The 13392-nt window shown below is 61.2% G+C and carries 13 protein-coding genes; 9 read left to right on the top strand and 4 right to left on the bottom strand.

The window, feature by feature from the left end; all coding sequences use genetic code 11:
* The first annotated feature begins 135 nt into the window (after nucleotides 1-135).
* The 6 genes from ABIE52_RS28530 (at nucleotide 136) to ABIE52_RS28505 (ending at nucleotide 6382) form a co-directional block, all read left to right on the top strand.
* Nucleotides 136-1632: a condensation domain-containing protein gene (locus tag ABIE52_RS28530; RefSeq protein WP_064073509.1), complete on the top strand. Its 1497-nt coding sequence runs from the start codon at nucleotides 136-138 to the stop codon at nucleotides 1630-1632.
* A complete protein-coding gene (locus ABIE52_RS28525) occupies nucleotides 1565-3031 on the top strand; it encodes a condensation domain-containing protein (RefSeq protein WP_151098154.1) in 1467 nt (488 codons plus the stop codon). Before ABIE52_RS28530 ends, ABIE52_RS28525 begins: the two co-directional genes overlap by 68 nt.
* The gene (locus ABIE52_RS28520) at nucleotides 3031-4413 is read left to right on the top strand and encodes a condensation domain-containing protein (RefSeq protein ID WP_003940563.1); all 1383 of its coding nucleotides are present in this window, start codon (nucleotides 3031-3033) and stop codon (nucleotides 4411-4413) included. The genes ABIE52_RS28525 and ABIE52_RS28520 overlap by 1 nt, the downstream gene beginning before the upstream one ends.
* Nucleotides 4414-4491: 78 nt before the next feature.
* A complete protein-coding gene (locus ABIE52_RS28515) occupies nucleotides 4492-4953 on the top strand; it encodes a MarR family winged helix-turn-helix transcriptional regulator (RefSeq protein ID WP_003940568.1) in 462 nt (153 codons plus the stop codon).
* Nucleotides 4950-5378: an organic hydroperoxide resistance protein gene (locus tag ABIE52_RS28510; RefSeq protein ID WP_003939720.1), complete on the top strand. Its 429-nt coding sequence runs from the start codon at nucleotides 4950-4952 to the stop codon at nucleotides 5376-5378. The genes ABIE52_RS28515 and ABIE52_RS28510 overlap by 4 nt, the downstream gene beginning before the upstream one ends.
* Nucleotides 5375-6382 carry an NADP-dependent oxidoreductase gene (locus tag ABIE52_RS28505; RefSeq protein WP_019745038.1) on the top strand — a complete coding sequence of 336 codons (1008 nt, stop codon included), beginning with the start codon at nucleotides 5375-5377 and terminating at the stop codon, nucleotides 6380-6382. The genes ABIE52_RS28510 and ABIE52_RS28505 overlap by 4 nt, the downstream gene beginning before the upstream one ends.
* Nucleotides 6383-6460: 78 nt before the next feature.
* Here ABIE52_RS28505 and ABIE52_RS28500 read toward each other — a convergent pair whose 3' ends face one another.
* The 3 genes from ABIE52_RS28500 to ABIE52_RS28490 form a co-directional block, all read right to left on the bottom strand.
* Nucleotides 6461-7336, bottom strand: a complete 876-nt coding sequence (locus ABIE52_RS28500; protein WP_030535283.1) for an oxidoreductase — start codon at nucleotides 7334-7336, stop codon at nucleotides 6461-6463.
* Between the two features lie 50 nt (nucleotides 7337-7386).
* Nucleotides 7387-8340 (bottom strand): membrane protein insertase YidC, encoded by a 954-nt coding sequence (yidC, locus tag ABIE52_RS28495; protein WP_003939695.1) that lies wholly within the window; start codon nucleotides 8338-8340, stop codon nucleotides 7387-7389.
* A gap of 112 nt (nucleotides 8341-8452) precedes the next feature.
* The gene (locus ABIE52_RS28490) at nucleotides 8453-8758 is read right to left on the bottom strand and encodes a DUF6412 domain-containing protein (protein ID WP_065455270.1); all 306 of its coding nucleotides are present in this window, start codon (nucleotides 8756-8758) and stop codon (nucleotides 8453-8455) included.
* 282 nt (nucleotides 8759-9040) lie between these two features.
* On the opposite strand from ABIE52_RS28490, the gene ABIE52_RS28485 reads away from it, so the two are divergent.
* On the top strand, nucleotides 9041-9688 hold the full coding sequence (locus ABIE52_RS28485) for a C40 family peptidase (RefSeq protein WP_230587450.1): 648 nt from the start codon (nucleotides 9041-9043) through the stop codon (nucleotides 9686-9688).
* Nucleotides 9689-9878: 190 nt separating this feature from the next.
* Nucleotides 9879-10115: a PhlB family protein gene (locus ABIE52_RS28480; RefSeq protein ID WP_007733940.1), complete on the top strand. Its 237-nt coding sequence runs from the start codon at nucleotides 9879-9881 to the stop codon at nucleotides 10113-10115.
* Here ABIE52_RS28480 and ABIE52_RS28475 read toward each other — a convergent pair.
* Nucleotides 10090-12447: an ATP-binding protein gene (locus tag ABIE52_RS28475; protein ID WP_058226164.1), complete on the bottom strand. Its 2358-nt coding sequence runs from the start codon at nucleotides 12445-12447 to the stop codon at nucleotides 10090-10092. The genes ABIE52_RS28480 and ABIE52_RS28475 overlap by 26 nt on opposite strands.
* Before the next feature lie 196 nt (nucleotides 12448-12643).
* Between ABIE52_RS28475 and ABIE52_RS28470 the strand changes: the two genes are divergently transcribed.
* The gene (locus tag ABIE52_RS28470) at nucleotides 12644-13369 is read left to right on the top strand and encodes a GntR family transcriptional regulator (protein ID WP_042451513.1); all 726 of its coding nucleotides are present in this window, start codon (nucleotides 12644-12646) and stop codon (nucleotides 13367-13369) included.
* Nucleotides 13370-13392: the final 23 nt, after the last annotated feature.

Here is a 13392-nt window from a genome sequence, read left to right as displayed (position 1 = left end):
CCGCACCGAAGCAGTTGCGCGGAGCCTCGGGCCGCGTTCTACTTGCCTTGACTAATCATCTGTCACTCTCGGTTACAAACATCCGCCCCGTTCACGATCCCCACCTTTCGCCATCTCGAGAGATCAGGTTTGCCAATGGAATTCACGGAACTTGCCGACTATCCCCTACCTCCAGGGACCGTCACCGAGTGGACTCCCGCCGCGGTGAATCCGCCCGAGCTGTGGCCTGTCGACCAGCGTCCCGCCAGCTACATACACGAGGCACACTTGAAACATGCCCAGCAGGCGAAACGGCAGGTGCACCATCAGACCGACGTGTGCACTCCGTCGTGGCTGGGTACCTCGTTTCGCATCCACGACCGACTCGACCGAAGGATCTGGGCGGCCGCTCTCGATCACTGGATCGATCGCCACGAAGTGCTCCGAACACACGTCGCCGTGGAGGGCGAAACGATAGTCCGACGCACCGCGGCGTCTGGAGACGTCCGGATTCTGGGCACCGAGGTCGGACACCTTGCGTCCTCGATGTCTGTCTTCACGCATCTGCAGCAACTGCTCGACCGATCGACCGATCCACTTGTCTGGCCTGCGTATCAGTTCGCGACGATCGAAGGCCCCAACCACTTCACCGTGGTTTTTGCCGCTGATCATGCTCTGCTGGACGGATATTCGGTGGCGTTGACCGCGCACGAACTGCAGACGATCTACCGATCGTTGAGCGAGGGAAGCCCTCCCTCGCCGCCGGAGACCGGAAGCTACATCGACTTCGGCACCAAGGAACGAGATCTCGTGGGACACGCGGACCGCTCTCACCCGGCAGTGCAGACGTGGCGCGAGTTCTACGCGCAGGGCGAGGCTCCGTACTTTCCAGCGCTACCCGAACCGGTCACCGGACGCCGAGTCCCTCAGCAGAGCCTGTCTGCCTGGCTTCTGAGCGCCCGGGGAGCCGAACGCCTGGCAGAAGCGAGCAAGCGCAGCAACCAAGGATTCCTGGCCGCGATACTCGCGTGCGCGGCCAAGGTGACCGGCGATCTCACCGGTGCAGACGAATTCCGCGTCGTCGTGCCGCAACACACCCGTTCGGAGCTTCGATGGGCCGCGTCGCTGGGATGGTTCATCGGTGTTGTGCCGGTGAGGATTCCGATTGCCCCCGCCGCAACCGTGAGCGATCTGGCCAAGGTTGCCGGCACGGAGATACGGCGCGTCCGCCCCGCCGCGGCACTGCCGTATTCGAAAGTGTGCGAGCTGATCGACTCCCCGCAGCACCTGCCGTTCGTGCTCTCGTACATGGACGTTCGTCACGTTCCTGGTGCCGAGCAATGGACGAGCTGGCAGACCAGGGGCCTTCGTAGTCGAGATCATTCGGGAACCGACGTCTACATCTGGCTCACGCGGACTCCCGAAGGGCTCAATCTGGCCATACGCCACCCGGGCAACGCGCGCACGAGCCGCCACATCCATCAGTTCGCGGGACTCCTACGCCGCGAAATGGAGGACTTTGCCTTCTCGACCGACACTTTCGCACCTCCGACCAAAACCGCTGCACCGATCGAGGAGAACTCTCATGGAAATGACACCCATCGATCTCTGGGCACCGAAAGCCGGGACGCTCACCGAGTTCAGGCCTACTGAACAATCCCTGGCGGCGGCATCCGGGGCACCGCGGAGCGACCAACCGCTCTCGTTCCTACAGGAAGGACACATTCGTACCGCCGATCACAAGCGCGCACAAGGCGTCGACTGGTCACCGTGGATCGGATTCACGTTCACTCTGCCCGGTGATCTCGATCGGGAGGCACTGCGTCGGGCGGTCCAGGCGTTTGTCCTGCGGCACAACACACTGCACAGTTGGTTCGAGGTGAGATCATCCGAAGATCCCGACGGTAGCGGGGTCATCGACCGTCACGTGGTGGATGCGTCGACGATCGAACTCACGCCGCACAGCGTCGGTTCTCTGAACACGACAGATGCGGTTCGCGAGCATGTGAGCCGAAGTTTCGCCGGCGATACCAGCCCATTGCAATGGCCCTCGTTCATCAGTGGCGTCGTCGAGCACGGCGCCGGCTTCACCGTCTACTACGGCGTCGATCACTCGCACACCGACGGCCTGTCGTTGATGCTGGGCGTCGAAGAACTTCGTGCGCTGTACATCGCCGAAAGCGCCGGCATCGAGGCTCAACTTCCCTCTCCCGGCAGCTACGTCGAGTACAGCGGCGAGGAACGGACATCCGCGGGGAACCTCGACCTGGCCGCAACGCCTGTGCAGCAGTGGATTTCGATTCTCGCCGCCAACGCCGGCCAACTCCCGACGTTCCCCCTCGACCTCGGTGTCGCGCGGGGCGAACAGGCCCGGTCGACCCGCACACACATCGACGTTCTCGACAGCGACGAGTCAGCCGCGTTCGCAGCGCTGTGCAAGTCCAATGGCGTCGGCTTCTCCACGGGGATCTTCGCAGCCCTCGCCCTCACCGAGATCGAAGTTGCGGATCGAGCGAACTACTTCGCGCTCAACGCAGTCGGCACTCGCTCCGATCCGAGATACCTCTATTCCCAAGGCTGGTTCATCAATCTCGTCCCGGTCTCGTTCACGCTGAGCGGTGTCACGAACTTTACCGATGCACTCCCCCTTGCCCACGCTGCTCGCGCTGCGGTGAAGGGACTCGCGGACGTGTCCATTCACTCGGTGATCGCCCAGGTGTCGAAGTTGACCGGATCCGACATCGGTGGAACCTCGGTCCCGCCGATGGTGTCGTACATCGACATGCGCCTGATTCCAGGTGCCGAGCACCATGACGAACTCGAGGCGCGGGCACTGGGTGGGCCAGGAACGACGGGTGATCTGTCGATGTGGATCAACCGGAAGGAAGACCGTACGTACGTGATGGTCAGTTTTCCAGACACCGAGCAGGCGCACACATCGGTGAATCGGTACCTACGACACCTTCGCAACGTCCTGAGAACGGTCGCTGATACCGGCGACTACCGTGTCGTGCGTCAGGCGGATGCACGTCAGGAAGTGGAGACCGCCTGATGCACATCACGTTTCTCGACAGGTTCGAGGCACGGCCGGGCCGCATTCTGCAGTGGACGCCGAGCGAAATCTCCACCGGAACGACGTATCCGGTTCCCCCGACCTCCAATCAGCAGCTGCATCTTGCCGGCAGCCGCGGCGATACGACTTGGCTCGCTGCTACTTTCGACGTTCCCGGCCCCATCGACACGGACGCACTCAAGGCCAGCTTCGAGGAATGGACGTCCCGTCACGACGCCCTGTCGTGCTCGTTCTCCCAGGCCGAAGAATCGGGTGAATCCTCGGCACTGTTCGTCGACGTCGCCGACGTCGGCGATCTGCGCCTGCGTGAGGAAACAGTGGCTGACGCGAGAACACCGGAGCAGGTGCGAGAACTCTTGGGCGAGCGCTTGGATCGATGGTGCAATCCTTTCGCGTTTCCCGCGTACTTTCTCGGTGCCATCACCCGCGAGGACCAGTCGACAGTGGTCTGCGGGTTCGACCATGCCATCTGCGACGGCTGGTCCATGAGCATCGCAATTACCGAGATCAGCACTCTGTATCGCGAATACACGCGGGCGGACCGTGATCCGATCGCGTCTGATCTCCTTCCGGAGCCCGGGAGTTTCCTCAACTACTGCTTCCGGGAATCGGCAACCGCGGATCCAGAGCCCGGCGACCACCGGATTGCGGGTTGGCGGTCCTTCCTCCGAGCATGCGGGGGTGACACTCCCCATTTTCCCGTAGATCTGGGACTGCCCGCCGGGGCGATGTCGCCCCAGGGCACAGACACCCGAATGCTCCTCGACGCCGACGAAGCAGAGCTGTTCGACCAGAACTGCGCCGATCATCGGCACTCGTCGTTCGGTGCAATTCTTGCGTCGATCGGTTTGGCCACAACACAATTGACCGGCAAGAGGGACACGCACCTACTGTTCCCTGTTCACACGCGTCGGGAACCGCGACACAACCACACCTTCGGATGGCTGGTAGCCAATGCGCCCATCACCGTGACGAGCATGGACAATCTTCACAGCACTGCCCGGGCAGTCAATCTCGCTTTCCACGAGTCACTTTCACTGTCGTCCGTCTCGTCGAGGCAGGTGTTGCGGAGCTTGGGGCCCGAGGTTTCGCCCACTCGCAGAGACATCTTCTCGGTGTCCTACGCCGACTACAGAACCATGCCCGGTGGATCTCGCCCCCGTAAATCAAAGTCCAGCGAATCACAGCCTGCGCCGATCAATCCGCAGCAACTCAGTCGCGTCTCGAACGCCGACGACGTTCAGTTCTGGTTCTCACGAACTCACGACGGATTGGCAGTGCGGACCAGGTTTCCTGCGCCCGCTGCCCGGACAGTGCACACCTTCCTCTCGCATGTCTCCGAGATCCTGTCGACGCCGTAGACGAACGGCCGCCTATCCGTAGATCTATTTGACACTTCTTTGTTGTGCACAACTTAACTGTGCGCTACAGTTGTTCTCGTGACCAACCCACTCGCTCTCGAACGCCAGGTCTGCTTCGCCCTCTATTCGGCGTCGCGGGCCACTACGGCCGCGTACCGGGCAATGCTCGACGACCTGGGAATCACGTATCCCCAGTACCTCGTCCTGTTGACACTCTGGGAACGAGACGGCCGGGGCGTGCGTGAGATCTGTGAGGCACTCGATCTCGATACCGGAACTCTGTCGCCGCTGCTCAAGAGGCTGGAGGGTCTGGGATTCATCGAGCGCCGACGCCTCACCACGGACGAGCGTCGCGTCGAGATTCACCTGACCGAGGCGGGTTCCACCTTGCGTAGCAAGGCCGAGGACATCCCGGCCAAGCTCGCAGGCGCCACTGGTCTGAGTAACGACGAACTCACCGAACTCCGAGACGTTCTCACTCGTCTCGGTGAGTCACTTCAAGCATCCAACGCCCACTCCGACGGAAAGAAGAAGTCATGAACATCGTCTACACCGCAGAAGCACTTGCCACCGGCGAAGGCCGCAACGGTCACGCTCGCACCTCGGACGGACGCCTCGATCTCGGCCTCGCCATTCCCAAGGAAATGGGTGGCAGCGGCGAAGGCACCAACCCCGAGCAGCTCTTTGCCGCCGGATACGCAGCATGCTTCCACTCCGCTCTGCAGATGGTCGCCCGTGCCGAGAAGGCCAACGTGGCTGATTCCGCAGTCGGCGCGCGGGTCGGCATCGGCCCCAACGGTGCAGGAGGCTTCGGACTCGCTGTGACGCTGGAGGTTTCACTCCCCCATCTACCCCATGATCAGGCCGTCGAGCTGACGGAGAAGGCACACCAGGTGTGCCCGTACTCCAATGCAACTCGCGGCAACATCGAGGTCACCCTCGAAGTAAGTAAGGACGACGAATGAGCACTACCACTGTCAGCCGGGAAATCCGTCTCGCTTCACGCCCGAACGGTTGGCCCACGTCGGAGAACTTCGCCACCGCCGAAGTAGAACTCCCCGAACTCGAAGACGGCCAGATCCTGGTCCGCAACATCGCCATCTCCGTCGACCCGTACATGCGCGGCCGAATGAACGACGTGAAGTCCTACCTTCCGCCGTTCCAGGTCGGTGCGCCGCTCGACGGTGGTGCCGTCGGCGAGGTCGTCGAATCCAAGTCGGCTGATCGCGCCGTGGGCGACGTTGTCGTCCACGGCCTCGGATGGCGTGAATACGCCATCCTCGACGGATCCGCAGTGACTCCGGCCGACACGTCCATCGCGCCGGCGACGGCCTACCTGGGTGCCCTCGGCATGACTGGCCTCACCGCGTATGCCGGCCTCACCGCGGTTGCGGAGTTCAAGGAAGGCGATACCGTATTCGTCTCCGGCGCAGCAGGTGCCGTCGGATCGCTCGTCGGTCAGATCGCCAAGTTGCTCGGAGCGAAGCGAGTAATCGGTAGCGCCGGTTCACCGGCGAAGGTTGCCCGACTTCTCGAACTCGGATTCGATGCGGCATTCGACTACCACGACGGCCCGATCACCGAACTACTCGCCGCTGCCGCCCCTGACGGCATCGACGTGTACTTCGACAACGTCGGTGGCGAGCATCTCGAAGCCGCAATCGATGCCATGAACCAGGGTGGCCGGATTGCCCTGTGCGGAGCCATCGCTCAGTACAACACCACCGAGAAGCCCACCGCTCCCCACAACCTGGCACTGGTGATCGGCAAGCAGCTCACACTGCGCGGATTCCTCGTGGGCGGCTACCGTCATCTCGGTGGCGAATTCCGCACCCACATGGCAGGGTGGCTCGCCGACAACAAGATTCAGTGGGACGAGACCATCGTCGAAGGCCTGGAGAATGCACCGCAAGCGTTCATCGACCTGATGCGCGGCGCGAACACCGGCAAGATGGTTGTCACGCTGTAACCCGAACAACATCTAGCTCGAACGGATATGAAAGTGGCCGCGAACTTCTCGAAGTTCGCGGCCACCTTCATATCTGAATCAAATCCCGAACGAGACTCCGGTCAACTTCTCCGACAGTGTCCACAAACCCGAGGCTGTCTTCGTATCGTGTGACTTCTTGTTCGACCCCACGACCTTCGGATACCCTCGCTGCTCGAACGGACCGTCCGGTCCGATGTAACTGCCGCCGAAGGCATCCGGCGCGGTTGCCGCCCACAGTTCGGGAAGGGCGCCCATCTCCGCGGACTGCGCGAAGATCGAATTGCCGATTCCCATCAGCTTGTCCTGGATCGACTCGGTGTGCCCCTGCAGGTTCGTCGACGCGTATCCCGGATGCGAAGCGAGCGCTTTGAGCGAAGATCCCGACGCCGCGAACCTGCGTTGAAGTTCGTACGTGAACAACAGATTGGCAAGCTTGGACTGCCCGTAGGCCAACCATCGGTTGTACTTCCGACGCTCGAAATTGAGATCGTCCAGATCGACAGTTCCGAGCTGATGCAGGGCACTGGACATCGTCACGACACGATCGGTGAGCTTGTCCTTCAGCAATCCGGTCAATGCGAAGTGTCCGAGATGGTTTGTGCCGATCTGCATTTCGAATCCGTCGACCGTCCGGCGGAACGGAACCGCCATCACGCCGGCGTTGTTCACCAGGACGTCGACCTTCTCCGTTGCGTCGGCGAAGGCTCGTACCGACGACAGATCCGAGAGGTCCAATTTGCGGACAACCGCGTTGGGCCCGATCTCGGCGGCTACGGCGTCGGCCTTCGTGGTGTCACGACAGGCGAGGACGACGTCGGCCCCGGCTTTGCCCAGCGCTCGTGCGACTACCTCACCCAGTCCGCTGTTCGCCCCCGTGACGACAAATGTGCGGCCGGTCTGATCGACTACGTCTTCTGCGGTCCATTTGGTCATGCTTTCCAGCGTACGTGCCTTACTCGCCGGTAGGGAGGGGTCGCTTTCCGTCATCGCCTGCGCTTGGCGCGGATGGGCTTGGCGCCCGGCAGCGGCGGTGCAGCCACTCTGGGCGACGGGGGCGCGGTCATTCCGGGAGTCGGCGACGATTCGGCTTCCTTCTGCTCCGCAGCGATGCGTCCGTACACAAAATGCTGTTGTCCCAGCGTCCAGCAGTTGTTACTCACGAAATACAGCAGGATCGCCACAGGCGCGAACGCACCGAAAGCGATCACCCCCACCGGAAACACCCACAATGCGAGCTTGTTCATGATCGCTGTTTGAGGGTTGACGGTTCCGGTGTCCACTTGGCGCGCGATGGATGCCCGCGATGTGAAATGTGTAGCGACGGCGGCAAATATCATCAGCGGTACAGCTACCAGAATGATGGAGATACGGCTGACGTCGCCGAATGCTTCCAGTTGTGCTGCCGGGCTCGAAATCATGGCGGACAACGGTGCGCCGAACAGTTTGGCGTCGAGAAAAGACTGCACATCCGAGGCACTGAAGAAGTAGTTGGCCGTGTTCGCGTTGTCCGCCACCGACATCGGTTCGGTCGGGCTCAGAAACGGGACGTGCGATGCCGCTCCGGTCCGATTGAACGATCGCAGGACGTGATAGAGACCAATGAACACCGGTGCCTGAACCAGCATCGGCAGACAGCCGAGCAACGGACTGTAATTATGTTCTTTCTGCAGCTTGGCCATCTCTACAGTGAGTTTCTGCCGGTCACCCGAATACTTCTTCTGCAACGCCTTGATCTGAGGTTGCAGCTTCTGCATCACCAGTTGAGTGCGGACCTGCTTGACGAAGGGTTTGAACAGCAGGGCTTTGAGCGTGAAGACGAGAAATACGACCGACAACGCCCACACGACGCCGTTGTCGGGTGATCCGGAGACCAGTGAGAAGACCTTGTGCCAGAACCAGAGGATTCCGGACACGGGGTAGTAGACAAAATCGAGCATGACGAATGAACCTCACCGAGAGGCACGCTCAGAGAGATGAGAGCGCGGGAATGGTTGTGGACGCAAGACGTCTGACCGACCTACGACGAGTTCACACCCGTCGACTGCCGATCTACAGACCGATTCCCGGAGCTCGAGGTTGCGGACGACCGGGCGCGTCCGGGCTGCTCTGCCTGCGGAAAGCACCACGCAGGCAGCGTTCGTCATCAGACGGGCCAGTGGTCGAAACCGCGCACAGTTGCAGAAGTTCGTACTTCGAGGAAGTTGCGAGCGCAGCGACCACGAAGACGGCAATCGCAGTTCCCAGCACCGCGGCGCTACCCGAGGAACCAAGCGGAGGCACTGCGAGAAGAGCGATGAACGGCAGCAGAAGCAGCAACAGTGACCGTGTCACCGTTCCTGTGCTCCGCTGTTGCATGACTGCGAGAGTACAGAACGTCCGCCGAATCCAGCCAGACGCTTGCCTCACGTACTTGTTCGCGCAGCCATTTGTGCGCAGGATCGTGGTCCATCCGACCGTGCCACTGTTGAGCGTTCGGCGCTCCCGCTGCGAATCGCCTGACCGGAGCCGGGGTGAGGCCGGCCGCCGTGCCCTCCTTGATTCGGATCACGAAAGTCCGTCGAAGTTCTCGCGATCGATCAACAGGCCTTGCACCCACAATGCCGCTCGAAACAGGTATGCACCCCGTCCAACTGACCGATGCGAACACGTCGAGGCGCAACCAGGCTGAGTGTCGCAAGCCGAAGCCCGATCACACCCAGCTGGACACCTGCTTCGGGACGCATCGACGCAAAGGCAACACGAGAAATGTCGCACCACCGATTCACCGACCCCCGCACGAGGAAGCATGCACTCGGAAGAGCGCTTGTCGTCGGCGTTCTTTCCCTGACAACCCTTGCCGTGAGTATCGACACCGCGAACGCTCAGGCCCCCGTGCTTCGGGACTGGAACATCGCCGCAGTTTCCGTCGACACGAATCCGGCGAAGGTGTCAGCTTTCGCTTCCTCGGATACAGGCCGCGTATTGGCAGCCGCAGAGTCCAAGATCGGCGCTCCGTACGTCTGGGGCGCGACCGGGCCGGACTCGTTCGACTGCTCCGGTCTCGTTCAATGGGCCTATGCACAAGCGGGCGTTTCGATTCCGCGAACCAGCTACGACCAGGCGGTTGGCGGCACTCCAGTTTCCCGGGACGATCTACAGCCGGGTGACGTGGTCCTGTACTACGGCGGGGAGCATGTGGGGATCTACACCGGAGGCGGTGAGATCGTTCATGCCCCGACGTCCGGGGAGTCGGTCGAACGCGCACCCGTGGACTCGATGCCGTACTACCTCGCCCGACGTTACTGACATGAATCCCGCAAGCTCGATGAAACAGCGTGTATCGCGGCGATATTCGAATCGCTCGTCGCGAGCCGAACGATTGACACTCCCCCATTGCGCGGAATGTGATGTCATCCTCTCGCCCGCGAGCGCGGTCTGCGCCAGGTGCCGTGGGGCGCGGTTGGACGTGACGCGGTGTTGCGGAGACGGCACTGTCGTGTCCTGGCGAACGGTTCACGGCGACCCCTCGACCGTTCTCGCCATCGTGGAATTGGACGAGGGGCCGTGGCTGTACACTTTCCTCACCGAATCCCCTCGCGCGGATGCGCCTGGACCGCTACGAGTGTCGTTTCAGGGGCGTGAAGAAGGTAAGCGCTACCCGGTGTTCTGCTTGTGCGGCGACGACCGTGGTGAACTGCTATCGGACGTCAACTCCGGCCTGCTGAGCCATTGACCTCACGCGAGTCACGCTCCTGCGCGGTCGAGACGTACCACGCTGCGATCTGCGCTCTGGAACTGAATCCCAGTTTTGTCAGTACGTGTTCCACGTGTCCCTGAGCGGTGCGCAGCGAGATTACCAAGTGCTCCGCAATCGCGCGATTGGTCAAACCTTGGGCAACCAGTTCCGCAACTTGCTGCTCACGAGGAGTGAGGTGAGGCCCTTCAGCCGACGACGCAGTCGTGACACTGGAGCGCTTGTCGAGCGCATATGCGACAGCTTCACCCTCGGACATCGCAAACCCGCTGCGAAACGACTTGTCGAAAGCATCGTCACCCATGGCTTTGCGAGCAGTCTCTGCAGCAGTGTCGTGATGAGCTGACAAACCCGGCAGGCCCGCCAGCCGTCCCCCGACCTTCTGCCAATACATGGCTGCCGCGCCGAGCAGAACCGCTGCATGCTTCCAATCACGTTGCGCTGCAGCAATCCACGCCAACGGCTCGATACACCACGCCGAGTTCATCGGGGCATCGAGAATTCTCAGACTTCGAGTCAAATAGTCACTTGCGGCATCCAATTCACCTCGGAGCCAGCTCACGAGCCCGAGAGTTCCCAGCGCAAATGCCTGGAACATCATCTCGTCGGCGGGCACGGTGATCGCGAGAATCTCTTCGTTGCACTCCACAGAGCGATCAAGAGCGCCGGACAGGAAGTACGCGACTCCCAAGGTGTCCAGGCCGATCACAACATGCAGCAGATTCTTGTCGAGTCGAAACAGCGTCAACGCGGATTCCAGCTTGGCTGTAGCGGTATCGAAGTTACCTCTGAAGGTATCGACGTATCCGTCTCCCCACGTCGCCAAGCCGCGCGAGCGCACATCCGCCAAGTCGTTTGCCAGGCGCCAACTCTCGTCGACCAACTCTTCTGCCCGTTCGAGTTCCCCCTGCATCGCGTGATTCACGGCGTCGATGGCCAAGACATCCACTCGGAACGGATCCAGCTCTCGATCCTCTGCATTCAAGGCTCGATCCGTCCAGTAACGCGCCTGCACAAGTAATCCACCTGCAAGCCAGAATCTGTACAACGCACCGACCATTCGCGTTGCAGATCGCGCCTCTCCGGCAGTGGAAATCGAGTACTCCAACGCATCGTTGACGTTGCGCTGTTCACGACCGAGCCTTGCGATCCAGGCAGCTTGCCGGCCACTGATCCACTCGGCTTCCGCATGAACGACCAGTGCCTCGAACCAATCACGATGGCTTCGACGCAGAGCGGAATACTCACCGGCGGACTCCAACTTTTCATGTCCGTACTCCCGGAGTAGGTCGAGGAGGTGGTACCGAACATCCCCGTCGGTTTCCTCACGAATCAGGATGGACTTCTCGACCAACGCGGTGACGAGATCGAGCACTTCGGTCGAATTCATGTCCTGCCCACACACGCCCTCAGCGGCATCGAGATCGAACCCACCCGAGAACACCGACAACCTCCCCCACAACTGCTGTTCGGTTGGCGAGCAGAGGTCGTAACTCCAATCGATCGACAATCGCAGCGTCTGTTGACGACTCGGAACGTCGCGTCCACCCGTTGTAAGAAGTCGGTATCGATCCGAGAGCCTGTTCATGATCTGCTCAGCAGACATACCACGCAGGCGAGCTGCCGCCAGTTCGATCGGAAGTGGGAGTCCATCCAAGTCGTGACAGATATGCGCAACGGCGCGCTTGTTCTCCTCGGTGAGGGTGAAACCAGGTACGACGGAAGCCGCACGCTCGGTGAACAACGACACCGATTCGTACTGGGCAATTCCCTCGAATTCGGGCGGCTGTTGCTGCGGTGTGGTGAGTGAGGGAACGCGCATCGTCACCTCACCGCCCAGGCCCAGCGATTCGCGGCTCGTCGCCAGGATCTTGACGCCGGCACATCGCCGTAGGATCGCGCCTACGAACACAGCGACGGCATCGACCAGATGTTCACAGTTGTCGAGCACCAACAGCAGACTCCGATCGGCGCAGTAGTCGATCAATGCCTGCAGCGGGTCCGCCGACGAGACCGACCGGACACCAAGGGTCACGGCGACATGATCTTCGAGGAGATCCGAATCTGTCTGCTCCCCCAGTTCCACCAACCAGGCACCGTCTCGAAACACCCTTTGCAACGCGCCCGCAAGTCGGATCGCGAGCCGTGTCTTGCCCACGCCACCGATCCCGGTGAGTGTCAACAAACGGGACGTCTCGAACAATCTCCTGGCGTCGGCCAACTCACGCCGACGACCGACGAAACTCGTCAGCTCCAAGGGCAGGTTGCCGACAACTCGCTGGTCGGCTTCTGAGCGCACAGCGGATGCCATCGACCGACTCGCTTTCTGCCATACCACTACACAACAACGCTACCCCCACGATCGGCCTCCCGAGCAGCACTCACGCGAGCATGTGATCGGAGCCCACTTGTTCTCCCCCGAGTGCGAGATGCACGACGGCCACACCGGTGTCACGCAGACGAAACAACGTATTCCTACTCTGGCAGACAGACGAAGGGAGACCGACATGCCGCCGCGCCGTAGATCGGTACTGCTGACGCAACTGGTAATCGATGCTCCCGGAAGTCCACAACAAACGATCCTCGACGAACTGCGGCGAGTGATTCTGTCGGGTTCGGCGCCTCCGGGTACCCCGATTCCTCTCGGCGACGTGGCTGATGTGTTCGGTGTCAGTCGAATACCTGTGCGGGAATCACTGAAAACACTGGTCGGAGAGTCCTTGGTCGACCATCGACATCAATTCGGCTACACCGTTGCTCAGCTGACGCCGGCAGAACTGCGAGAGATGTACATCGTCCGCGAAACTCTCGAATCAGCTGCATTGGCCGTCGCCGTCGAGCAGGCAACCGAAGAGGATCACGAACACGCCGTCGAGGTGAACTCCCGTTTGGAGATCGCATTGCGCTACGACGACTCTCAGTCCTATCACTGTGAGAGCCGAAACTTTCATCTCGCACTGACCCGACCGTCTCAGATGCTTCGACTTCTGCACATGTTCGAAGCTGCCTGGAATATCACCGAACCAGTACAGCCGATGGTCCATGTTGCCGGCGTCGATCGCCGGGTTCTGCACTCCGATCACACCGCGATGCTGGACGCATTCCTGCGTCGGGACGCATCCGCACTTCTGAGCGCTTCCGAAATCCATCATCGCCGACTCGATACCGTGATCGCGACTCTACCGACAGACACCGGTCTATTGGCCGAAAAAGATATACCGATCACGCAATAGTCGTGCAACACAGCATCGATACC

This window comes from Rhodococcus sp. OAS809 (assembly GCF_040546695.1).
In the GTDB taxonomy this organism is placed as follows: domain Bacteria; phylum Actinomycetota; class Actinomycetes; order Mycobacteriales; family Mycobacteriaceae; genus Rhodococcus_F; species Rhodococcus_F qingshengii.
The sequence above is the reverse complement of the archived record's forward strand: the minus strand, read 5'-3'. Positions and strand labels throughout refer to the sequence as shown.

Coding starts and splice junctions, on each gene's coding strand:
- ABIE52_RS28475 (WP_058226164.1), bottom strand. CDS start 12,447: ATGGCATCCGCTGTGCGCTCAGAAGCCGACCAGCGAGTTGTCGGCAAC.
- ABIE52_RS28530 (WP_064073509.1), top strand. CDS start 136: ATGGAATTCACGGAACTTGCCGACTATCCCCTACCTCCAGGGACCGTC.
- ABIE52_RS28505 (WP_019745038.1), top strand. CDS start 5,375: ATGAGCACTACCACTGTCAGCCGGGAAATCCGTCTCGCTTCACGCCCG.
- ABIE52_RS28525 (WP_151098154.1), top strand. CDS start 1,565: ATGGAAATGACACCCATCGATCTCTGGGCACCGAAAGCCGGGACGCTC.
- ABIE52_RS28500 (WP_030535283.1), bottom strand. CDS start 7,336: ATGACCAAATGGACCGCAGAAGACGTAGTCGATCAGACCGGCCGCACA.
- ABIE52_RS28485 (WP_230587450.1), top strand. CDS start 9,041: ATGCGAACACGTCGAGGCGCAACCAGGCTGAGTGTCGCAAGCCGAAGC.
- ABIE52_RS28490 (WP_065455270.1), bottom strand. CDS start 8,758: ATGCAACAGCGGAGCACAGGAACGGTGACACGGTCACTGTTGCTGCTT.
- ABIE52_RS28510 (WP_003939720.1), top strand. CDS start 4,950: ATGAACATCGTCTACACCGCAGAAGCACTTGCCACCGGCGAAGGCCGC.
- yidC (WP_003939695.1), bottom strand. CDS start 8,340: ATGCTCGATTTTGTCTACTACCCCGTGTCCGGAATCCTCTGGTTCTGG.
- ABIE52_RS28470 (WP_042451513.1), top strand. CDS start 12,644: ATGCCGCCGCGCCGTAGATCGGTACTGCTGACGCAACTGGTAATCGAT.
- ABIE52_RS28520 (WP_003940563.1), top strand. CDS start 3,031: ATGCACATCACGTTTCTCGACAGGTTCGAGGCACGGCCGGGCCGCATT.